Origin of the sequence: Priestia sp. JV24 (genome assembly GCF_025910025.1) — a bacterium.
Taxonomy (GTDB): domain Bacteria; phylum Bacillota; class Bacilli; order Bacillales; family Bacillaceae_H; genus Priestia; species Priestia megaterium.
This window is the reverse complement of record NZ_JAPCIN010000017.1, coordinates 26,871-47,439: the sequence shown is the minus strand read 5'-3', so window position 1 is coordinate 47,439 and position 20,569 is coordinate 26,871. Positions and strand designations below refer to the sequence as shown.

The 20,569-nt window shown below is 36.9% G+C and carries 20 protein-coding genes; 4 read left to right on the top strand and 16 right to left on the bottom strand.

Annotated elements, in window-relative coordinates:
- Positions 1-168: 168 nt before the first annotated feature.
- Genes OK414_RS14860 through OK414_RS14845 form a run of 4 tightly spaced genes read right to left on the bottom strand, consistent with a single transcriptional unit; the run spans position 169 to position 2,811 of the window.
- Positions 169-522 (bottom strand): hypothetical protein, encoded by a 354-nt coding sequence (locus tag OK414_RS14860; protein WP_263046079.1) that lies wholly within the window; start codon positions 520-522, stop codon positions 169-171.
- Positions 523-534: 12 nt separating this feature from the next.
- Entirely contained in the window at positions 535-933 is a 399-nt protein-coding gene (locus OK414_RS14855; RefSeq protein ID WP_263046078.1) for a hypothetical protein, read from the bottom strand.
- Between the two features lie 11 nt (positions 934-944).
- The gene (locus OK414_RS14850) at positions 945-1,538 is read right to left on the bottom strand and encodes a replication-relaxation family protein (protein WP_263046077.1); all 594 of its coding nucleotides are present in this window, start codon (positions 1,536-1,538) and stop codon (positions 945-947) included.
- Positions 1,465-2,811: an FtsK/SpoIIIE domain-containing protein gene (locus tag OK414_RS14845; RefSeq protein ID WP_263046076.1), complete on the bottom strand. Its 1,347-nt coding sequence runs from the start codon at positions 2,809-2,811 to the stop codon at positions 1,465-1,467. Before OK414_RS14845 ends, OK414_RS14850 begins: the two co-directional genes overlap by 74 nt.
- A 344-nt stretch (positions 2,812-3,155) precedes the next feature.
- Here OK414_RS14845 and OK414_RS14840 point away from each other — a divergent pair, with 344 nt between their 5' ends.
- Both OK414_RS14840 and OK414_RS14835 read left to right on the top strand, forming a co-directional pair.
- The gene (locus OK414_RS14840) at positions 3,156-3,368 is read left to right on the top strand and encodes a helix-turn-helix transcriptional regulator (protein WP_233335399.1); all 213 of its coding nucleotides are present in this window, start codon (positions 3,156-3,158) and stop codon (positions 3,366-3,368) included.
- 12 nt (positions 3,369-3,380) lie between these two features.
- The gene (locus OK414_RS14835; protein ID WP_263046075.1) at positions 3,381-3,545 is read left to right on the top strand and encodes a hypothetical protein; all 165 of its coding nucleotides are present in this window, start codon (positions 3,381-3,383) and stop codon (positions 3,543-3,545) included.
- A 201-nt stretch (positions 3,546-3,746) separates the two neighbouring features.
- Here OK414_RS14835 and OK414_RS14830 read toward each other — a convergent pair whose 3' ends face one another.
- The gene (locus OK414_RS14830; RefSeq protein WP_263046074.1) at positions 3,747-3,929 is read right to left on the bottom strand and encodes a hypothetical protein; all 183 of its coding nucleotides are present in this window, start codon (positions 3,927-3,929) and stop codon (positions 3,747-3,749) included.
- Positions 3,930-4,104: 175 nt separating this feature from the next.
- Here OK414_RS14830 and OK414_RS14825 point away from each other — a divergent pair, with 175 nt between their 5' ends.
- Positions 4,105-4,467, top strand: coding sequence for a hypothetical protein (locus OK414_RS14825; RefSeq protein WP_263046073.1), 363 nt, complete (start codon positions 4,105-4,107; stop codon positions 4,465-4,467).
- 39 nt (positions 4,468-4,506) lie between these two features.
- Here OK414_RS14825 and OK414_RS14820 read toward each other — a convergent pair whose 3' ends face one another.
- From OK414_RS14820 to OK414_RS14800, 5 genes are all read right to left on the bottom strand, one after another.
- Positions 4,507-5,787: a GH25 family lysozyme gene (locus tag OK414_RS14820; protein ID WP_263046072.1), complete on the bottom strand. Its 1,281-nt coding sequence runs from the start codon at positions 5,785-5,787 to the stop codon at positions 4,507-4,509.
- A gap of 64 nt (positions 5,788-5,851) precedes the next feature.
- The gene (locus tag OK414_RS14815; RefSeq protein WP_263046071.1) at positions 5,852-6,085 is read right to left on the bottom strand and encodes a PTS mannose transporter subunit IID; all 234 of its coding nucleotides are present in this window, start codon (positions 6,083-6,085) and stop codon (positions 5,852-5,854) included.
- 13 nt (positions 6,086-6,098) lie between these two features.
- Positions 6,099-6,479, bottom strand: coding sequence for a hypothetical protein (locus OK414_RS14810; RefSeq protein ID WP_263046070.1), 381 nt, complete (start codon positions 6,477-6,479; stop codon positions 6,099-6,101).
- Positions 6,480-6,558: 79 nt separating this feature from the next.
- Positions 6,559-7,275 (bottom strand): hypothetical protein, encoded by a 717-nt coding sequence (locus OK414_RS14805; RefSeq protein WP_263046069.1) that lies wholly within the window; start codon positions 7,273-7,275, stop codon positions 6,559-6,561.
- 58 nt (positions 7,276-7,333) lie between these two features.
- A complete protein-coding gene (locus tag OK414_RS14800) occupies positions 7,334-8,176 on the bottom strand; it encodes an SGNH/GDSL hydrolase family protein (protein ID WP_264363537.1) in 843 nt (280 codons plus the stop codon).
- Between the two features lie 194 nt (positions 8,177-8,370).
- On the opposite strand from OK414_RS14800, the gene OK414_RS14795 reads away from it, so the two are divergent.
- Positions 8,371-9,123, top strand: a complete 753-nt coding sequence (locus OK414_RS14795) for a hypothetical protein (protein ID WP_263046067.1) — start codon at positions 8,371-8,373, stop codon at positions 9,121-9,123.
- A 38-nt stretch (positions 9,124-9,161) separates the two neighbouring features.
- On the opposite strand, the gene OK414_RS14790 is transcribed toward OK414_RS14795, so the two are convergent.
- The 6 genes from OK414_RS14790 to OK414_RS14765 form a co-directional block, all read right to left on the bottom strand.
- A complete protein-coding gene (locus OK414_RS14790) occupies positions 9,162-11,426 on the bottom strand; it encodes a hypothetical protein (RefSeq protein WP_263046066.1) in 2,265 nt (754 codons plus the stop codon).
- A 28-nt stretch (positions 11,427-11,454) separates the two neighbouring features.
- Positions 11,455-12,504, bottom strand: a complete 1,050-nt coding sequence (locus tag OK414_RS14785) for a phage tail spike protein (protein WP_263046065.1) — start codon at positions 12,502-12,504, stop codon at positions 11,455-11,457.
- Positions 12,501-13,937: a distal tail protein Dit gene (locus OK414_RS14780; protein ID WP_263046064.1), complete on the bottom strand. Its 1,437-nt coding sequence runs from the start codon at positions 13,935-13,937 to the stop codon at positions 12,501-12,503. The genes OK414_RS14785 and OK414_RS14780 overlap by 4 nt, the downstream gene beginning before the upstream one ends.
- Positions 13,938-13,941: 4 nt before the next feature.
- Positions 13,942-19,674 (bottom strand): D-Ala-D-Ala carboxypeptidase family metallohydrolase, encoded by a 5,733-nt coding sequence (locus OK414_RS14775; RefSeq protein ID WP_263046063.1) that lies wholly within the window; start codon positions 19,672-19,674, stop codon positions 13,942-13,944.
- A 38-nt stretch (positions 19,675-19,712) separates the two neighbouring features.
- Positions 19,713-19,970, bottom strand: a complete 258-nt coding sequence (locus tag OK414_RS14770) for a hypothetical protein (RefSeq protein WP_263046062.1) — start codon at positions 19,968-19,970, stop codon at positions 19,713-19,715.
- Positions 19,971-20,047: 77 nt separating this feature from the next.
- The gene (locus tag OK414_RS14765) at positions 20,048-20,569 is read right to left on the bottom strand and encodes a hypothetical protein (RefSeq protein WP_263046061.1); all 522 of its coding nucleotides are present in this window, start codon (positions 20,567-20,569) and stop codon (positions 20,048-20,050) included.

Here is a 20,569-nt window from a genome sequence, read left to right as displayed (position 1 = left end):
ATTACATCATGCCGCCCATGCATTGCGAGCCTATACTGGACATTCTCCAGAGATATTTAGCCTATGTTGGTACAAGTTTCTTCTATATATAATAGAAATAAATTCACTGGACAATACTCAACGATATAAATGTCGGCATCAAAAGTGGCACCAAAAACGCCATCACTTTTAAGTCACTAATATTTGCAGTGTTATTTTAACTAGCATAGGTAACAATTGAATAAGTACGTAAGCAATGCTTGTTTTTGTTAGCCAAGAAATACTTTTCTCTTTAAAGTTCATAATGTACATCAATCCAGCCATTGTAATTATGACACTGGCAAGTGGATAAGACATGACACATATAATATCCAAGAAAGGTTCAATTTTTTCATATGCTAGATTGGCTCCAACTTCTTTTGTCTGCTCAACAGGATGAAGTGCCCAATCTAGCAACTCATTAAAAGAGGCTGCCGTTCCTAGTGTAGCCTCTTTATTTATGAATTCTGTAATTGTTCCTACAGTTTGAACTTTGCCCCACATAAGAGTCCCTCCTTAGAATCCTGCTGTTACAGATACAAGTAAACGCATAAGCATTGGCGATAGCTGCACAATGACATAACCAATCGTAGCCCCTTGCATCATTTCAACTGCCTTTGGACGGTTTCCAATCAACCAATAGATACCTGCTGCGCTAAAAGCCAGGAAAGCAAGTGGATAGGATAAACCTTTTACTAATTCAGTTAATGGATTAAATGCTGAGATAACTTTTTGGGAAACATCAACAGAGGCATTTGTTGCGGCAAATGAGAATGTAGGCATAATGTTGAAAATAAGAGGAAGTGCTGAACCAGCGGCAGCAAGAGGTACCCAATCTTGTTTAACTTTCTTTTCTTGACCTGTTAGAAACTCTTTAACTGTACCAACCGTTTGAATTTTCTTAGATGTAAACATGTGAATTCCCCCTAATTAAATTCTGAAATAGTAAAGACCTGGACATCTAAATTCTTGCTAAGCTTTTGCAGCTGCTTACGTCGATATTCTGTAGTCGTGATCCATACGAATTTAGGCAAAACTTTTCCGAAGGCTCCTACGTCAATCAATTTTTGATACTTTTGTATTTTAGCTTTGTTAGCGTTCATTTTCTGCGTATAATCAACCTCGATAATGTATCGTTGTTCACCATGAGTAAAAGTTGCATCGCATATGACAGTAGCTATACCTTCCACGGAAAATCGTATTTCATTCTTCCACGTTTCCGGTGACTGGTACCCTATATAAAGTGTATTTCTCATAATATAATGCTGGGCTGTGGTTGTTTTTTTATTCACTCGGCTTGCTCCAATTCGTTCACGGCCTTCTTTAGACAAATAATAAACCGTTTCTCCTTCACGAAATGAATTGAGATATCCACCCATTGATTTAAGAATCTTTTGCGCGTTCCTTTCTCCTCCTAGATCATGAAGAGTCTGAATCTGAGAACGACTAAGATAGCTCAGTTTCTTCAATGACAAGAGTATGTTTTCCACTCGCTGCTCCCTCTTCACTAATTGATTCATTCTCATCATCCTTTCTTGGTTTAATCACAATATGAGGCGTGATAACAGAGTCAATGTACTTGTTATCCATTAAAGGAACTTGCACCTTATGATTTGTTACTCCGTCAATCACAAGAGCCCTACCAGGGTTCTCAAGCTTCTCAGCTCCCCATTTATCTAAGACGGTTTGTGACTGTCTACCTGATCGTAATTTGAAACAAACAACCTGATTGATATTGGATTTTATGTCCTTATTCATCACATCTGCCGTTGGATACTGAGTAGCAAATAACAGAATGTAATTAAAACCTGCTCCCAGTCTTGCGATTTCAGAAAGACGCATTTCACATTGTTTCCTATATTCAATTTCATCTGACCGGTTTTTCTTAACAATAGGTGACAATTCAGCTGCTTCATCTATTACAATGAAATGTTTTTGTGTCAGTCCTAACTCGGTTGCTGTTTCTACTCCATTTTCTCGGCAACGAGCTTCTAACTCCTTCATTTCTGCATAGATACTGTCTAAAATGTCCACAGCGTCTGTAACCTCATCTGCAAAAGCATGAGTTTGTTTTAAATCTTTAAAGCGATTCATTGAAACTCCACCTTTTAAATCAATAAAGGAGAATTTTACATCATCTGGGTACAGTCTTAACAATGAAGTGATGACCATTTTCAAGAACTGTGTTTTCCCCTGTCTGGTACCGCCTGCTATCGCCATGTGTTCGCGACCTATTTTCCATTTCAACATCTTCTCTCCATTGTCACCTAAAGGAAGAACCCAGCTTTCACAGCCTTCTAGGAATGACTCTTCAAACTCAATATTGCTTGGTATCCATTTATCAAACACCTTAAAGTGGAGCATACCATCAAAGCTCATTTTAATTTTCTTAGCCATATCATTTTTATCAAAAAACATATGGTGCAAATCAGACTTAAACGTTTGCTGATTGTACTCACTATTTTTTAAATAAGACCACAACATTTTAATGCCTCTTGGATTGAATGTGTATTCACGCTTCTTTATGTTCAAGCCATCTTCGAATTCATGGATATGCTCCTCGAATTTTTTAAAAGATAAACCATGTGGAATTTGGTACACGTATTCTGTAAATCTCTCCTCCTTTGTCTTACGATGGAGCCGAATTGAACTTCCACCTCTTTTTAAATTACAGGCATCAGCAACGGAAATAATTTTCTCGTGATCTTGCATTTTACTGCTGCCTTTTTGCTTCATCTTTGCAGCTAAATAAACTCCACCCACAACTGATGATGAAACTACTTCGAAAATCACACGCCTTCCCCACCTTCCGAAAGTATCTACATAGTAGATAGTCCCTGATGAAAAGAACTAGAAGATATCTTCTTAATCATTGGTATAAAGGGATTCTCTTATTCGTATTGAAAGACTGCTACCGAAAACTACTACGCACTCACTAAACGAACATTTAAAGCGAATTTACAGCCGCCTTCAAAACGAATTATGTTTCGTATGTTAAATAGTATTAGGTACCGAATGTCCCATATTCCAAAATCTTTTAGAAAGTTTTTTAAAAGAGTTGTGAAAGTTTTGTATTAGAGTTGCGAAGGTTGGTGATGATAAGAATAAATCAAGCATATAAAAGGGATGTGTAAAGAATGGCTAAGACAAGGAGCTCATTAGGAAAATGGTTAGATAAACGCGGGATAAGTCAAGAGTGGCTTGTAGAAAATGCGAAGGTATCAAGAAATACAATCAGTTCCATCTGTTCTGGCAGACGTACTCCTACTACTCCAACGTTAAGCAAACTCATGAAAGCTATTCGTAAAGTAGATCCAAACGCTAAAGTAGAAGATTTTTTCGATATATAAAGGAGAAATAACATGAGAAGTCTTTTAAAGAAAGGCGATAAATTAAAACGGATCAGTGACGGAAAGACGTTTACGTATGCTGGTAAAGATGATTCTGAAGATGAAAATTATGGTCATGTAGAAGAAATGGCCGTTCCTGTATATTTACCTGATTTTGAGAAGGTTGAACCAAAATAAAAAGCCCCCACTCAACTGAGTAGGGGCTATACCTTTTCTGTCATTAAACAGAAAAGGGTTTGCTAAGGGGATCGTTTGCTATCAGGGGAGATAACAAAGGGTTTCAACAACATTACATTGTCAAACAGTAAAGTGATGATAGTGAAATAACCATCGTTATAAAGTGTACCCCTGTAAAACACAGCTGTCCACAATTCTGCTTCAGATGTTCTTCTTCATTCCACAATTCGTGCATTCGCGTAGAAACTTGCCACCACCTACACTGCTTTTGAATTTAACCCCACCGCAGTTATCGCAACGACCTGAAGTTTTGTCCGGCAGATCAGTGTATTCATAAACTTTTGTTACATCTATATTTGTGTATTTGTCTTCTTGATTTTCCATAGTGTCTCCTTTGATTTCATACTAGTTATTAATATAGCAAAATAAATAAACATGAGTGAGTATTATCGAGAAAAAATAAAATACAGTTTTTCCAAAAAAAAAATTAATCGACTATAGGTTTTTCGAATTTTATAGAATATCCTGAAAGTGTAATAACAACAAGGAGGTATTCTGTATGAAATCCATAAAAATGTTAGGATTGTTTTTTCAAATCGTAGGTCTTGTTACAACAGGAATATTGGTAGGAATTCAGTTGAAATATCTTGGTCAAGGCCATGATGAACTTATCCGAAGTATTATTAATCGCCCAACTCTTTCAGCACTATTAGTTAGCACCTTTGGAGTGATTCTAGAAAAAGGAGTAAGCTTTTATGAAACTCTTCGTCCAGAGCGAGAAAAAAAGAATAAAACCCAAATTGCATTAGAGGAAATTATGGAAGAAGTCAAAGAAGAAGTTAAGGAAGAGATGAAAGTGAAATTGAAGAAAGAATTAAAAGAAGAACTGAAAGAAACACTCACTCAAAATCTGGAAGATTAGGACAAGCTAGCCCCTCTCGAAAGAGAAGGGGCGTTGCTATTATTTATAGTACCAATCTTTTTTATCAAGGAATTGTCTCACCTTTACTAGTTCTAAACCTGCAACTGTAATAGTAGCTGAGGGATTACCTGTTTTGTTCAAATTCAAATCCGCTGCAATTTTTTCGGATTTTAGGAAAGCACGAAAATCAGTTTCCATGTCTTTATTCAATCCACCTGTTGTTAATGTAACAGGTATAGGTTCCGCATCTTTCATTTGCACAAAACCGCCTGGAACAGCCCATGCTGCATACGTATAGCCGTACACGCTGAATACCGTATCTTTTTTTATTGTTCTAAATTTCTCGGCTAGATTCGCATATTTGTAAACACCAATGTCTTTTATTGCTTTTACCTGCAAAGAATTCTTATCTCCTAGTGACACAACCTTAGGTAGATCCTCTTCTTTTGGTTTACTCAATATTTTGATTAACTCAGCAATCTTAGCCAGTGTTTTTTCGCCTGCAATACCGTCTGATGTAAGTCCGTTTGCCTTCTGAAATGCTTTCACTACCGAAATTGTTTCGTCACCGTAGGAGCCGTCTGCTCCATGCTTAGGAAACTCAAACTTTAACTTAATCAAATTTTGCTGCAGTTCTTTTACATTAAGACCACTATCTCCTTTTTGCATTTGAGAAGGTGGATTTGCATCTCCCACGTATGAAACGCCCGTATCAATAGCTTTAAAGAAATCAGCAGCCATAGCGTTTAAGTCAACATTACCCTTAATCCCCTTGACACTACCTTTGTCCGTATATTGATACATAGCCCATTTACTCCAAATTGAAGAGCTTCCTGGATTGTTTTTACCGTTATATCTTGCAATCCACAATGGGTACCTAGCTAACTTCTGACTAGTTAAATTTGGTAAGAATCCCATCATTGTATAAAGAATAGGAGTGATTCCTGTTTTCTTCTCCATATATTCTAGCCACCCTAAAGCGAATGAAGTAATTCTAGACTTACTCTGACCCTTATCATTTTCTAAATCTAAGCAGTGAGGCATATCAGGCTTCATATCAGCTAGCTTTTTCAAGAAGAATTCAACCTCTTCTTTAGGATCATTCGTTACATGAGAGAAGCAATAGAAGCCTACTCTCAAGCCTGCATTCTTAGCTCCTAAGTAATTTTTATAGGATCTCTTGTCTAGAAAAGTAGTACCTTCAGTTAGCTTCAGATATACACCTTTTACTCCATTTTCAGCTACCTGCTTCCAGTTCACATCCCCTTGATGATTAGATACGTCGATAACAAAAATATCATTTGAATTTTTGCTTTGCATAACGTTTCATCCCCTTATATTGAGTTTTTATATAAAAAAGCCACCCTATAGAGAGTGGCTTGGACTATTTCTTCTGAGATTTCTTTTTTCGTAGTAGCTGCTTAATATACATGGATACATGGGTGTTCTTCCACACCGCATACACATTGACTGCAAGTGCTACAAAGGCTGATATAACGATTACAAAAGCATTAATACTTTCAGTAGTAAACCAATCAAACGATACTCCGATTGTTCCAAAGAAAAATAAAAGGGCGGTTAGGAAACCACCCAGTAATGTGAATACATCTTTTTTCATGATAAGCCCCTCCTTAATTAAACAACGTGATGATAGCTGCAACTAACCCAGCTAATCCACCAGCTCCAAAAATACCTGTTAGAACTTTTTCTCGTGTATCCATCTTTTTTATCTTTATGTCTTTTTCTGTTTGGGCTTCAAATTCGGCTTGTTTCAGAACATGATCTGCAAAAGGCTTTAATAAATCTCTAGTTTCTTTTCCATCTTTCATAACAGTTAACTCTAATTGTGCTTGTCCTTTCTGCACCCCTACTAAATCCTTTTTTAAATCTGTAACTTCTGTCTGAAATTTTTCTTGTGCATGTTGGAGCTGTAAGATTTGTTCCCGGTGTTTTTCTAATTCTTCGTCTACTACTTTGAACTTTTCATCATGTTCTGTAATCTTTTTTTCCATGATAGTCGCCTCCAATGTTTTGCCCCTCCCCTTTTATAAAATAAAAAAACGTCCTGTAATAAGGACGTTTTAATACAAATTATTTACTATATACTTGATTAATTTTAGCTTTTAAATTCGCTAACGTATTTTCAAAGGTACCTGTTTCTAGTGAAAACTCCGAGTTTGTTAGGTCAAAAATAGTTGAGGAAGACATTATAGATATTTTTCCTGCTTCGAAAGAGTTCTTAGAATAATAATTTTCTTGATTTCGAGTAACTACCGTACCATACCCTTCCCAACACTCTTCACGGAAAGTTTTTATGATTCCTATCATATATTCAAAAAGATATTTTGCATATTCTATCACTTTTTCTTCTTTAGCAAAATGCCCTTTATGAATTACATCATTCCTGAATTTTATCCAGCTATTTTTAATTGCAGGTGGTGACACTTTAAACTCATTTAAGTAAAGGAGGTAAAATGCACCTAGCTGTCTTTCTGATTGTTTAGATAATAAATTCCATCCCTGTTCAACTTGATTGGCATCAATTTTATTCTTAGCTAATATCATTCTTATACAAAACTCATGGAACCTTTCGATTGAAGCTGCAAGACTAGATACTGCCTCACGGGTATAACCATCTAATAATGTCAACATGCCCATTTCAAACAATATCTCAAATTGTTGTTCCTGCATGAAGACCACTGATGTATGTCCATTTTCACAAGTAAGGTGATATGTTCCATCATCAACAATCTCAACTTTACTATTAGTTAAATTATTACATTGATTACACGAGATAATTAATTTCATTTCCGATCCCCCTTATGCTGACCCCTCTTATTTTATAAAAGATATACTTTATCTAGCTCTATTGTTTTATAGCTGTTTTATTAACTTCATTTTTTAAAATATTGTACCAAATGGCATAACCTTTATCTGTTGGATGAATACCGTCATTTAAAATATCATTATAATTTAATTCCTTATTAATCACTTCATCATCAAATTGTTCATAAGTGTTAATGAAATTCCAGCCTTTACTTTGAACATATTGCTCTGCATATTTGTTATAGTCATCGTATGTTAAACCAATTCCGTTAGCATTTTTATTAGGAATGGAGTTTGCAGTTTGAATAACGATTAGAGAATCTGGAAGTTCTTTTGATAAAGTCTCCATAATGTAATTTATATCTTGGGTTGTTTTTTCAAGACTTACCTTTTCTCCAAAATTATTTAATAAACACAATTCGAATATAACCACATCTGGTTTATTCTTTACTACCTCATCTATCTTTTTATCATTTATAAGCTCGGAAGTACTGTATCCTCCATAACCATTATTAACAAGATTGATAGGATTTATGTCATCTACATCAATTTCTAGGTAATTAGTAAGCAAATTAGCCCACCTGTGACTCGAATCACTCGCTCCACTTCCTGCAGTTACGCTACTACCCAAAACGGATAGGGTTATCTTGTCTTTTTGTGTAGAACGATATTGCAACCATTTAATTAAATTTTCATTTTTTTCTGCCTTTAATTGTTCTACTCTTTTCTTATCTTTTGCAGCTTCTTCCTTCTCAAATTTATTGTACTGCTTTTGGTCTTCTACTGCTTGAGCTTCGATTTTGTTTGTATAGAATACTTTACCGAACCCTACTATAAAAATACAGACCACTGCTACTAGTACAGTTACCACCTTTAGCCTCATGTTTTTCCCCTCTTTTGTATATGTTTTAAGAACAGTATAACAAAAAAGGGTATTTTTACAATTGTATAATTCCATAATCCTAAGGCTTTAGATTTATTTTGAAAAATAAATCCTTCATTATAGATATTTTCACCACTGCCTTTATGCTATAATTGAAAAATATTGTAAGTTAATATCAAAGGAGTGCTTTTTTTATGTTGTTCTTTGCAATCCCCTTACGTTCTGAAAAAACTACAAACGATTGGGATAAGATCCAAGATCTTTTTAATATGACACTTAAATCAATATATGCTCAAGTTGATCAGAATTTTAAAGTGTTAGTTGCGTGTCATGAAAAGCCAAGATTGGATTTTAAAACTGATGATAGATTAGAATTTATTCCGGTTGATTATGAAGCCCCTAAAAATTACGATGAGCAAATGGCTGACAAGTTCTACAAAAAAAGATACCTAGCAAAAAGAATAAGAGAACTTGGTGCAGGTCATATTATGTTTGTAGATGCTGATGATATTGTAAGCAATAAAATTTCTCAATTCGTAAACAATAACAAAGATAAACATGGATGGGTTCTTACTAAAGGTTACGAATATAATAGTTATACTGGAAAGGTACAGTTAGCTCCTAAATTCAATCGTTTATGTGGAACTAGTGCCATCATGTCGTTTAACAAAGATGATTTACCAGAAAATGCAACATTTATCGGATTTGAACATAACAAGGTTTTCAAATACGTTTTTGATTATCCTCATACTCAATGGGAATCAGCTTATAAAAAAATGAAAGGTACATTAGAACCTCTACCTTTTATTGGAGCTATTTACGTTACAAACAATGGTGAAAATGTTTCAAGCTCACAAGGAATTGGAAAAAAGAGATTACTAATGAAGAAGCTATTACCTTCATTTAGACCTACCCAAAAAATTCATAATGAATTTACTGTAATATAAAAAACAATGCGGCCGGATATATCCACCGCATTGTTTTTTTATAATTCAGCTTTCCATACGACCCTAACATTGTTAGTTCCTGCTGCTGGTGCTGTATTAAAGTAAACTGTAATGTTTGTTGCATCTGCCGTGTAATTCCTTATTCCTGCTGTGCCAGCTGCATTGTTTGTTGCTCCTACATAATACATCGTAGGTGTACCATTTAAACCATGTGGAATTACTTTCGATGTTGTGGTTCCATCTCCACTAAAAGTAAGAGATCCACCGTTAGATTGTCTGTAATCAACTCTTACAAGGTTAATTTGCTTGAATTCATTAGGTATACGAGTTCCATTTACCAATATATTGTGAAGATCTCTACCAACAGTGGTAATACTTGAGGTATTCTCTCCCTGAATGTTAAACACACGCTTTGCATTTTGACTATCCCAATGAATATGTCTAGCAGTCAGGTCCATCGTTACAAAAGTTTTTGTTCTAGGAGCACTATTTAATTCCCTGAAAATACAAGAAATTTCCCCATCTAAATTTACATTATCCACCATGTAATGTCCTTTTATTGTTGCATAGTAGTCCTCACTATTTGGGCAAATATCTATTAGTCTATTTCCATAGTCAAATACAGCTGTGTTCTTTATTCTACCCCCGTGAATTTTTAAACGTCTGATATTTCCATAGGTTTCTAGTCCAACACTAGAAGCATACTCGATTTCATTATCGCTGAACAAAACGCTCTCTATTTCGCCACCTAACCAACCATTTATCATTCCTATTTTGTCGGTCTTTACAGTGTTATTAGATACACTTACTTTTTTGACGTTGAAACCATACGTAATTCGACCTAAGCTGATAAAATTTCGAGTAGCTGTTACGTTGTTTCCATTGACAATTAATTCTTCAGTACCTCCCCCTAACCAACCGCCACCAATAACAAAATCCATACATCTAATAACAATGTTGTTAGATACAATAACTTTATTATTTTTTTTGTGAGGAAAACTATTTAGCTCTGTATCATTACTGTTCCATACACCAAAAACATATCCATCTATATCAAAAGTATTTGCATCCAAGATTAATTGTTTACATCCATTTCTAATTTTAACTGCATCTTTTGCCACACCGTTTGTTTGAGTGAAGGAGCACCCTTCAATAATTACGCTTTGAGGCACGCGGCTATCTTGCCACGATCTACCACCCACATAAATATTGTGGTCCCCAAAATCCCCAAAATCACAAGAGGAAACTTTAAGCTTATATTGAGAAGCGATAACACTTGCACCAACACTATTTTCAAATGAACAATCTATAAGTGTAACGTACCCTTCAGCCCAATCACAGTCTACATCCGTGTAATAAATTTCTTCACCAGCTACAACAGATAACTTATCGCTTCCTCCATCAAAAGAAAGGCCATTTACAACGTTTCTTCCTAAAAACTTTAACCATGTGCCAGCGCCCTGTTGTCTAGTATAGGAGCGGATAAGTTTACCGCCTGGAGATGAAAGCTTAACACCAGACGGAATAACAAGCTGTTTAGTTACTTTTAAGTCAGCATTTGGAATAAGTACTTTTTTATTCTTTTTAAATCCTGCATCCGTAAATGCTTGTTGTAAAGCGTCTGACCAATCACCTGCATAAATGTCAGATAGCGTATTGTAGCTAGGAACTAAAGTTTTATACCTTCTGACATCAGTTCCAATTTCATCAGTATTCTCCTTAATTTTATTACCTTTATCAACTAAATGATCTTTTAAACTAGCGAAAAGATTTCCTTCTTCATCAAAGCGAGCATCTACTACCTCACTAGGTTGAGGGGTGGACTGAATAAGATTGTCTACACGCTGCTTTTGTGAATCTATTTGTTCATCAACATTTCCCTTGTATTCATCAAATTGATTTTGGAATTCTCCAGTTAGCTTTTCAAAGGTGATATAGCCGACACCATATTTTTCAATGTCTTCCAAGGTAGGAGTAATCCTTATTCGTTGCCAATCATCTGAAGGGAATTTTTCTTGTAGACCATTGGAATAAGTGACAATAAATTCAATCATCATGTCCCCAGCACCTGTAATATCGGCTTCCCCTAGTGAGAATGTAACTGTGTATTCATCTGATATAGTAGCTTGTTTTTCAACTACAACACCTTTCTTGCTAGCCATTTTGAATTGGACCTTAGCACCCGTGAGACTAACTAATTCCCCGTTTTCATCTCGAAAGTTAAAACCGAGAGGTGTTCGGTCTCCCTGTTTAATGACCGATCCACCAAATACTTGTTCAACCGAATTTCCTGCCTGATACATGTAATCACCTCCAAACTTTCTTATTTTCTTAGCTCATATTCATCACTTCATCTTGTGTATACTCCACAAAATCACCTAATTTGTAAGTCTTCTCCGAATCGTTTAATAAAGGACGTTCCACCTCTGTCACACGTGCCTCCAGATAAAGAGAAGGTACATAATGCAAATCTTTAATGTGTAACGTATCAGCAAAGTAAGCTTTTTCATGTTCAAGCCCTAGAACTGAATCTAGTGTCACTTGCTCTACTTCATATTCAATAGACCCCATAATCCGTTTGTTTAATTCAGTTAGACCAAGAGAGGTTAACTTCTGTATTGTCATAGTTTGATCACTTGATTCAGGCTCATAAAGAGCCACTAAATGTTTACCATCATCCCGACACCAACGTTGTCTAGCAGCTTCATTTTCCACTGTTACTGTTAGGCGTGTTCCATCTTCTTTTTCTGGACCAATACAAACTAGAGATGTAACCAAGTTATCGTAATTTACTTTACGACGAATGCCAGATAAATCTTTACCAAAAGTAATTTCTTTTCCGTCAAACTTGCCAAGTCGAGTTACCAAATCAACATACCTCTTTACAATTTGATTTCCGTCAATTTCAATTCGAAAAGAGATTTCACAGCCAAATGTCTGTTTAACTTGCAGAATAGCGTCATAGGCGTTCATATACTCGAATGTAATTTGACGAATGCCAGAATAGTCAGTAACTCCCAATTTCCATTCCGTTCCACTTAAAACCCAGTTTGCTGCAGTGTTCACAGTTTGACCTGTTAAAGTAGTAGGAGAAATGACTTTTTGTTTTTTTAAATCTAAAAAAGAAGCTGAACAATACGCGATTACGCTATCAACATCTTTATCTAATTCATTTATAATAAACTCACGATAACCTGTTTTATCATCAGGAATAACTACTCTGTTACGTCCTACGATATACTGCGCTTTTTCATCGTTTACAGGCCACTCAAACCGAAACGTTTCTTCCAAGTCCATGTTTCGTAAGTGGACTGCTTCTTCTAACTTACCCTCTAAATAAGCAACAATGTTATTTGTTTTATAATCTAATAAATGAATCATTTATATCGTTCCCTCCAGGTTGCTTTTGTTGGTAGAGGTGGACTTGTAGAGATTTTGTTTACCCCTCTATTTAGTTTGAAAAACTCTCCACTAAAGGCTTTCAAGTCCATTCGAGGCTCACCATTAATTAGAATGACCTGGCTTTTATGGTCAAACGTAACAACATCCCCAGCACTCACAATATAAGGAATTTGATTTTCTGTTAATAAATTGAGTTTCCATACTTTCACGTCATATGCACGTAGAGATGAGACTTTGCGTGTTCCATATTGAGCCATATAGACACCAACTTGAGCTGGATTTCTTGTAAATTGTTGCTCAGTATCATAGTATTCTACGAACGAACGAGCTACATGTTTTCCCGTATCTCTATTAATAACCGTTACATATGCTGTCCACCTGTTTCTAGTACGTTCAATTCTCAACATGCCATAAAAGTTCCAAAAAGTATGTTCTTGATCTCCGTGCGTACTAATTAAATCTTTAAAACCTTGGTCTCCTCCCCCAGTACGTAATGTTGCGTAAATACGTTTACCAGAAGAATCAACATCTTTTATTGTCATCATGCAAACAGGAAGGTTACTTTCATCCAGTAGATAAAATTCAACCTTCCCAAATTTGTCTTCTCCTGTGTTTACGAGTTCAACAATGGTTTCAATACGAAAATCAGTCAATGTTTGACCAATTGACTTTTTGTAGAAAGGTCCATGCCACGTATCATTCATGGTTCCGAAATCTTCAGGGATAAAGCGACCGTTATCTACTTTCATATTTCCTGTGGCTAGGCCATCAATATGCACACTTCCTTCGGTTTTTGCCCACCCTGTAAGAGATGAAAGGGAGTCACTGAGTGCTATTTCCTCACGGTTCGCTGCATAATCTTCAATATTTACCACACGTCCAATTCGATTTATTAAGTTCCCATTCGAAATATCGATGTTTGTATAGTCAGCATCAACCTCTATCTCAAAAGTTGGAAGTGCCTCAACATTACCTTCATTTCTTGCTGTAATGGCACCTGTATCTGACCTTTGAACTTTCGTTAATCCATACTTATGAGAATCCGGACAAATAAATGTTAAGGTGCCCTTCCCTCTGTCTACAAGCTCGTCTAAATCAAGTTCTCCATCTATCATTGCAAAATAGGTACGATCTGGTTCATCGTCAAAAGTTAATTCTTCGACTGACTCTGTTATAAGCCAATCAGCTAAATCTTCTTTAACTTTCTGTAAATCAGCAATGTCTTCTGCTTTAATGCGAACCGGAACTTCTAATGTTCGTATATCGACGTCTGTACTTTTATGATAACCACCAGGTCTATTGGGTACTGTAAGAATATTTCGCTTCACAGGAGCCCATGCAGGGCGTTTTCTGCCCCGCAAGACTGTTAAGTAATCTCTTCTTTGCTTATTAAATGTAAAATTGGAATCCATGCTTTTACCCCCTCTCTTTTTGGAAACTGCTCTTACTACGTTTATCTCGTTCCTGGTATTCAGTCGTGTATTTATAGCTTCCTTTTGCAAGCTCTTTACCATCAAGTTCCGTATGGTTATGAACCACTACTTCAATGACTTGACCTGAGTTACCTTGAAGCTTTAAACCTTCAGGAGAGACTTTATTAGACATAGTTGTCATAGCGCTTTGAACATTTGAGAAACTGCTAGCACCAAGTGTTTGAGGTTGCGCATTAAACATTCCTGTCATATCAAAACCAAGCTTTTCAGCTGCATACATCAGTAGCTTAATAGCACGGTCCTTAAACTGTTCTAAAGGAATGATGACTTCTTCTTTATTACCTTCACCCATCAGAGCCATTTGAACACGATCAATGATACCGCCTTTTTCGTACTTACGTCCTCCTCGAGGGCCCCATCCACGACGACCATATGGTAAGTCTCTTCTCCACGTTTTATTATTAAAGAATGCTAGTAATTGGTCATAACCTGACATAATATTTGTATGTCCTTTTAATGCATAAGCGCGGAATGTTGACGGCACATATTGAAGCAATCCTTTTGCCAAATTTCCGGTTCTAGCATTAATATCATTAACGCGCGGATCTTGAGTGATGCCTTGGTCACCTTTAGACTCTCGATAGATTTGAGCGATAATACCATTCAATTCAGAAGCAGATAGTTTTTCTTTCATTTGTGCTGCAGCCTTCTTGATAGAAGAACGCCATCTTTCAGCACCTTTACCTGAAGGTCCTGTCTTACCTCCACCACCGCCACCTGTCATGAAGTCTAGATGAACATGGTCAGTATGGGGATTAACACCCGAATACTTACGCCATTTACTACCCATTCCCGGCCCTGCAATACGACGATTGTAGATTGCATATTGAAGGTTATTCATATGTGTGCGAGCCCACTCAGCAATTTTAGACATAGTTTTAGCAGACCCACCGATATCAAAAGCGCGTCCGTATGCGTGCATTGATTTTGAACTACCACCACGAACATTACGGTTGTTGTAACCACCCATAAATTTCGTAGGACCGAATTTATCTTTTACTTTTCTGTACCAAGCTTCAACATATGGATGCATCCCACCATATCCACTACCTGGACCAACAGTTGAACCATCACCGCCACCATCCGAAGTAGACATAAATGCATCTAATTGAGACTTGATAAATTCGATGGATGAATCTTTTGCTTTCTTCACACCACCTTTTAACATATCCCCAGCAGAAGCACCTAACTTTGGAAGGTCAGGGATAAAGTTACCGAATACTTTCTTCATCAATCCTTTAGGATCACTCATGTAATCCCATACATCAAGTGCTAGGTCTTTTGCTTTTTTAACTCCCTTTTTCGTTTTATCTTTTGCATGTTCGTATAATTCCTGGCCTTTATCAACTGCTTTACCACCTAAATCCTTAAGTTTGTTACCAATGCCTTTAGCATACATAGGAACACCTTTTAGCATTTTAGCTGTTTGGTTTCCATCAAACACGCGTGTTCCAGCAGGAAGGTTGTAAAGTGTATCGGTAGCTGGTGAGATTCCCATTCGTCCATCAGGTGTAACGTAAGCTTCTTTCTTCTTACCGTCACCTAATACTGCCGGACCACCAGGATGTCCATCTGTACCTTTTGCATACTCAGGAACAGTCCATTTTTTAATCTTTGGTGCGTCGACCTTTTCAAGTACCCAGTTAATTCCGTCAATTGCACCATTCAATCCTGAGCCCATAGCTTTTACAAGGACGTTCGCAAAAGATTTAACACCTTTTTTCACACCTGAAGCCATAGATTTTATACCATCACCTATGCGACCAGGTAACTTCTTAGCAGCTGATACGATATCATCAAAGATTCCAGTGACTTTGGATTTGATGTTATTAAAAATGGTTGTAGTTTGGGATTTTACTGAATTCCAAGCATTCACCACACCACTTTTAATATTATTAACTGAGGTAGTAATACGAGATTTGATGTTATCCCACAATGAAATTAAGAAACTTTTAATTCCGTTAAAAATGGATGTAGTATTGCTCTTAATGTTGTTCCAAGGTGTTTTAACCTTGTTGTAAATAGCTGTAGCTGTATCTTGAACAAATGATTTAATTCTGTTCCATACCGTGGTTAAGAATGACTTAATATCATTAAAAATGTTCGTAGTACTTGTTTTAAGTGAATTCCATTTATCTTTAACATAATTAAAAACTGCACTAGCAGCGTTATTAACTACGCTCTTAATTCCATCCCAGACGCTTGATAAGAAGGATTTCACTGCATTAAAAACAGTAGTTGTGTTAGACTTGGTATTTTCCCAACTTTGTTTAACTGAGTTAAAAATTGTACTTGTCACTGTGGTAAAAATAGATTTAATCCCGTCCCAGACTGTCGAGAAGAAACTTTTAATTCCGTTAAATACCGTAGAAGTTAAGCTTTTTAAATCATTCCATTGTTGATTTACATTGGTCACAATTGCATTTACGACTGTACTTACAATGCTTTTTATCCCGTTCCAGACCGAACTAAAGAAGGATTTCACTGCATTAAAGGCGGTAGTGGTCATGCTCTTGAATTGATTCCACTGATTTCTTACGTCTTCAACCATCGCATTAACTACAATGCTTGTAATAAGCTTAATTCCATTCCATGTATCAGAAAGGAATTTTGTTACTGCATTGAATGCTGTTATTGTGGCGTTTTTGATTGCATCCCAATTCTTCACTACTGCGTAAACAGCTAATCCGATTGGACCACTAATAACAGCTAACAACAATGGGCCCCATTCTTGAAAGAACGTGATAACTGAATTAAAAGCTGTGATGGTAGCTGATTTAATTTGATCCCAGTACTTAACGACCGCATAAACAGCCCAGCCTATTGGACCTGTAATCGTTGCGAGGACTTCCGGCCAGTTGTTTTTCAAGAAACCTAAAACAGCCGAAGCCCCTGTTTTAAATGCATCAAATAATTTATTTACGAAATTACGGAATGTCTCTGATTTTTTATAAGCAACTACAAAAGCTACACCTAGCCCTACAATAGCTGCGATTATTAAACCAATAGGGTTCATCATCATACTTAAATTCAATGCACGTTGTGCTGCTGTAACAACTGCAAGAATCCCTTGCAATCCTCCACCAGCTACGGTATACGCGATCATAGCCCCACGCATAAGTGCCATAGTAGCTACAGAAGCTTTTTGAATAAGGTTCCACGCCTTCACAGCTGCTGCTATTCCGATTACTGTTGCTTTGTAGGTAACAAATGCTGCTGTTAGCCCTGCAACAACAGGCAGAAATCCTTCCCATTCAACAAATGCATCTACGACACTTGCTATCTTTTCTGCAACAGGTTGAATCACATCACGAATTTTATTTATTCCTACAGCAATTTTGTCACCAATAGATTGCCAAAAAGAAGCCATGTTCTGAGCATCGCTTCCAACCATTTTATTAAGAAAAGCAGTTACTTCCTTGCTTATCATTTGAAAGGCTTTAACAAAAGGAGCTGCAATTGTAATTCCTGCTTCTTTTAAAGTGTCCCATAGACTCATAACAGCCGACCGAAGATTTTCAGAGTTCTTCCACAGTTTAATGAATGTGCCGCCAACTAAGACTAAGGCACCCGAAACCACTGTAGCTGCTCCTGCAATTCGTAAGAAACCAAGAACGAATGGTTTAATGATTAAGAACGTAGCAGAAAAGGCTGCCTTCATACCGTTAGCTCGACCAATCCCAATAGCCATAGGTGCTAGAATTAAGGAGATTGCGTTAAATAAATACAAGAACATCCCTGCTGATGCAGTAATGCTAGGATTTAATTCATTTAACTTATTAACAAATTCTCCTATAGCCGTTGCACCGTCTACTACTTTAGCGGCTATTTTACCCCAAATATCTATGAATGGTTGTAATGCTTGTAACCAGGTGGATTTTGCTTTTTCAAGTGAAATACCTAAAGGTGTTAAGCTATTTTCAAGCTCTTTGATCTTTTGAGACGTTTCTTTTTGTAGTCCTTCTAACTCTGTTAGTGCTTCCTTACGAGCTAAAGCATGTTTTTCTTTCCACAGTGCAACATAATTATTTAATTCAGAATCAGACATTTTAGTAAGCGCTTGGATTTGGCCGGCTGCTTCCGGTCCCATTTTCCTGAGAGAATCAAGCAACCCTTCGTCAATTCCTCGTTTAGCCAAACTATCAATATTTGAAGCCCAATTCTTCATCACATCGACTTGCCCTTGTAGATTTTTCATCAAGGTTTCAGGTTTGATTTTCTCTACCTCTGCCTTTTCGAATAATCCCCAAGTGTCAACAATTTCTTGTGTACGATCTTCTACAGCTTTTTGATAGTCTAATAACAATTGACCACGTTGTTCAAAGACATCTGCCATTTCAGGACCTTTAGTCGCATTAAACATTGCTGCAGTAAAACCTGCTAAGGCAATACCTAGACCTAATGCTACTTGGTTCATACGCATTAAACCTTGGTTGATTAACATAATACGGTCATTGAGGTCTTTCATACTAGCATTCTTTCCAAGCATGTCGATAGCAATGTTAGCAGCTGTGCCTTTCTTGGCCATATCTTCAAGACGATTACCGATACCTAAAAAGAACTTATCTACTCGCTGAATATGACTGACTTCGGGTAGAATATCCATCATCTTTTTAGATTGGTTACTCTTTGCGTTCATCATATCTACTGAACGAATAAATCGATCTTTATAAGCCTCCATAGCAATAGCTGCTTGGTTCGCTGTATCAGATGTATTTACACCGAGTTCGTTAATCATCTTTTGATAAGCTTGTCCGCCTTTAGATGCCGCATACATTGCTCTATTTACATCAGACAACTTCTTCTCTACAACACGCATACCAGCTTCATAAGAGCCAAAATCACCAGCATCACGAAGAGCTTCAAGTTTGCGTTTAGAATCTTCCAATTCCTCTTTAAATTGTCCAAGACGTCTTGTGGTCTCTTCGGTAGAGATTTTAACGGTACCATTTCTATTAAGCCCTAAAATAGCTAGCTGGGTTTCCTTTGTAGAATCGCCTAAATCCTGAATGATTTTGATTGCAGACTTACCAGATTTCGTAACACTGGTGATTTTCTCTAATCCTACACTGGACTTAACAGCTGCGTCAGCTAAATCATCCAGTGACTTTGTACCTTCTTGAGTCATTTGACGCATTTGGCGACGAGACTCATTCAACTCCCGTTGAAATGACTTAAGATGATCAGGAAGATTCTCTATTTGGTTAAAACGAAAACGTCTTGTAGTCGATTGAAAGCTTTGGAATTGACGTTCAGTTTGAGCAAGTGCCTCTCTCATTTCTTCAAAAGGCTGGTCATCCCCGAGTTCATTCAATGTACTTCGAACGCGCTCTATTTCCTTTTGCATTTCCTTTAAACTTTTTTGACTAACTTGACCTGTTGTTTTAAGCCCATTTTGAACGCGATTGAGAGACTTTGTAATACGTTGAAAGGTTTTACCTTCACCTAGCCCCTCGAAGTCGTCTTGAAGTCCAGCTAACGTTTGACGCGTATTTTTCACACTGTTCGTTACCCCGATTAAAGGATCAAAGCGTTGCATACGATTTGTAAAACGTCTTCCTTGAGCTTCCATGCCTCTAAAGAAACCACCAATAGTTCTTCTTGCTTGTTGATCATCAGCAGTAATTTGAATGTTTGACTGTCCAACTGTAGACATGTTTTACCTCCTTCCCTCCAAACTAAAAAAAGCCTGGTTTACCCAGACTTTTTCCACCATGAACCTTTGACAAAGTTCTCTTCTTTTTGAATGATTTGATTTTGCTGAGCTTCCATAGCTTTTTCATATGAGGAAGGAAGGATCTCTTCACTGCCCTTGCCTTTATTGAATAAGCCATCTACTAGTAACATTAGGCTAGTTACACCTTCTGTAATACGTGAACGACTCTCTTCCCATTTCTCTTTTTGGGCTTGTTCATACTTTCTACGAATCCAGTCAGGCGTATGTTCTAACACATATTCCTCCGTGTAATTGTAGTGAGAGGAAACAAACCCTATCTGAGTAATGATTTGATCAATGAAGCTTTCCCAGGTTAAGCTGTAGCTTCTTCCTGATCCCCTTCCGTTTCCTCCGAAGTCTCCTCTTTCATTGGATCCATCGGCACTTCCGGAAATGCTCTGTCGATTAATTCCTTGAAGTCCGGCAGCTCTTTGTTGAATAGCTTCTTCATCAACTGACGGACTTGAGTAAAAGTTTTTTCGAAATCTAGATTCTCACCTAGAACTAGCAGAACATCTAATGATTCGTTAATATCTAAAGCCAACGCTTCTTCATCTTCGATATCAAGAATGATTGAAAAGATACGCATAACTTGGGATTCTTGAATTGATTCTAAAATTACAGCGTATTTCTCAATCTGATCGTATGAATCATCAATTAACACTTCACGTGCTTGGCTATAAATCTTAGCTCCATCTACACCAAGAAATTTTACGATTCGAATAATTTTCAACATAGATAACTTAGGGACAGGGAGTGCTTCCCCGTCCGAAAGTGTAACTTCACCCAGTGTTTTTTGAATATCTAACGTTTTTAACTTTGCCTCTACACCCAT

Bases quoted from the DNA above. Each gene is read 5' to 3' on its own strand.
- OK414_RS14835 (WP_263046075.1), top strand. From the start codon at position 3,381: ATGAGAAGTCTTTTAAAGAAAGGCGATAAATTAAAACGGATCAGTGAC.
- OK414_RS14795 (WP_263046067.1), top strand. From the start codon at position 8,371: ATGTTGTTCTTTGCAATCCCCTTACGTTCTGAAAAAACTACAAACGAT.
- OK414_RS14840 (WP_233335399.1), top strand. From the start codon at position 3,156: ATGGCTAAGACAAGGAGCTCATTAGGAAAATGGTTAGATAAACGCGGG.
- OK414_RS14790 (WP_263046066.1), bottom strand. From the start codon at position 11,426: ATGTATCAGGCAGGAAATTCGGTTGAACAAGTATTTGGTGGATCGGTC.
- OK414_RS14825 (WP_263046073.1), top strand. From the start codon at position 4,105: ATGAAATCCATAAAAATGTTAGGATTGTTTTTTCAAATCGTAGGTCTT.
- OK414_RS14850 (WP_263046077.1), bottom strand. From the start codon at position 1,538: ATGAATCAATTAGTGAAGAGGGAGCAGCGAGTGGAAAACATACTCTTG.
- OK414_RS14805 (WP_263046069.1), bottom strand. From the start codon at position 7,275: ATGAAATTAATTATCTCGTGTAATCAATGTAATAATTTAACTAATAGT.
- OK414_RS14820 (WP_263046072.1), bottom strand. From the start codon at position 5,787: ATGCAAAGCAAAAATTCAAATGATATTTTTGTTATCGACGTATCTAAT.
- OK414_RS14810 (WP_263046070.1), bottom strand. From the start codon at position 6,479: ATGGAAAAAAAGATTACAGAACATGATGAAAAGTTCAAAGTAGTAGAC.
- OK414_RS14785 (WP_263046065.1), bottom strand. From the start codon at position 12,504: ATGATTCATTTATTAGATTATAAAACAAATAACATTGTTGCTTATTTA.
- OK414_RS14855 (WP_263046078.1), bottom strand. From the start codon at position 933: ATGTTTACATCTAAGAAAATTCAAACGGTTGGTACAGTTAAAGAGTTT.
- OK414_RS14800 (WP_264363537.1), bottom strand. From the start codon at position 8,176: ATGAGGCTAAAGGTGGTAACTGTACTAGTAGCAGTGGTCTGTATTTTT.
- OK414_RS14780 (WP_263046064.1), bottom strand. From the start codon at position 13,937: ATGGATTCCAATTTTACATTTAATAAGCAAAGAAGAGATTACTTAACA.
- OK414_RS14775 (WP_263046063.1), bottom strand. From the start codon at position 19,674: ATGTCTACAGTTGGACAGTCAAACATTCAAATTACTGCTGATGATCAA.
- OK414_RS14765 (WP_263046061.1), bottom strand. From the start codon at position 20,569: ATGGGTGTAGAGGCAAAGTTAAAAACGTTAGATATTCAAAAAACACTG.
- OK414_RS14860 (WP_263046079.1), bottom strand. From the start codon at position 522: ATGTGGGGCAAAGTTCAAACTGTAGGAACAATTACAGAATTCATAAAT.
- OK414_RS14815 (WP_263046071.1), bottom strand. From the start codon at position 6,085: ATGAAAAAAGATGTATTCACATTACTGGGTGGTTTCCTAACCGCCCTT.
- OK414_RS14830 (WP_263046074.1), bottom strand. From the start codon at position 3,929: ATGGAAAATCAAGAAGACAAATACACAAATATAGATGTAACAAAAGTT.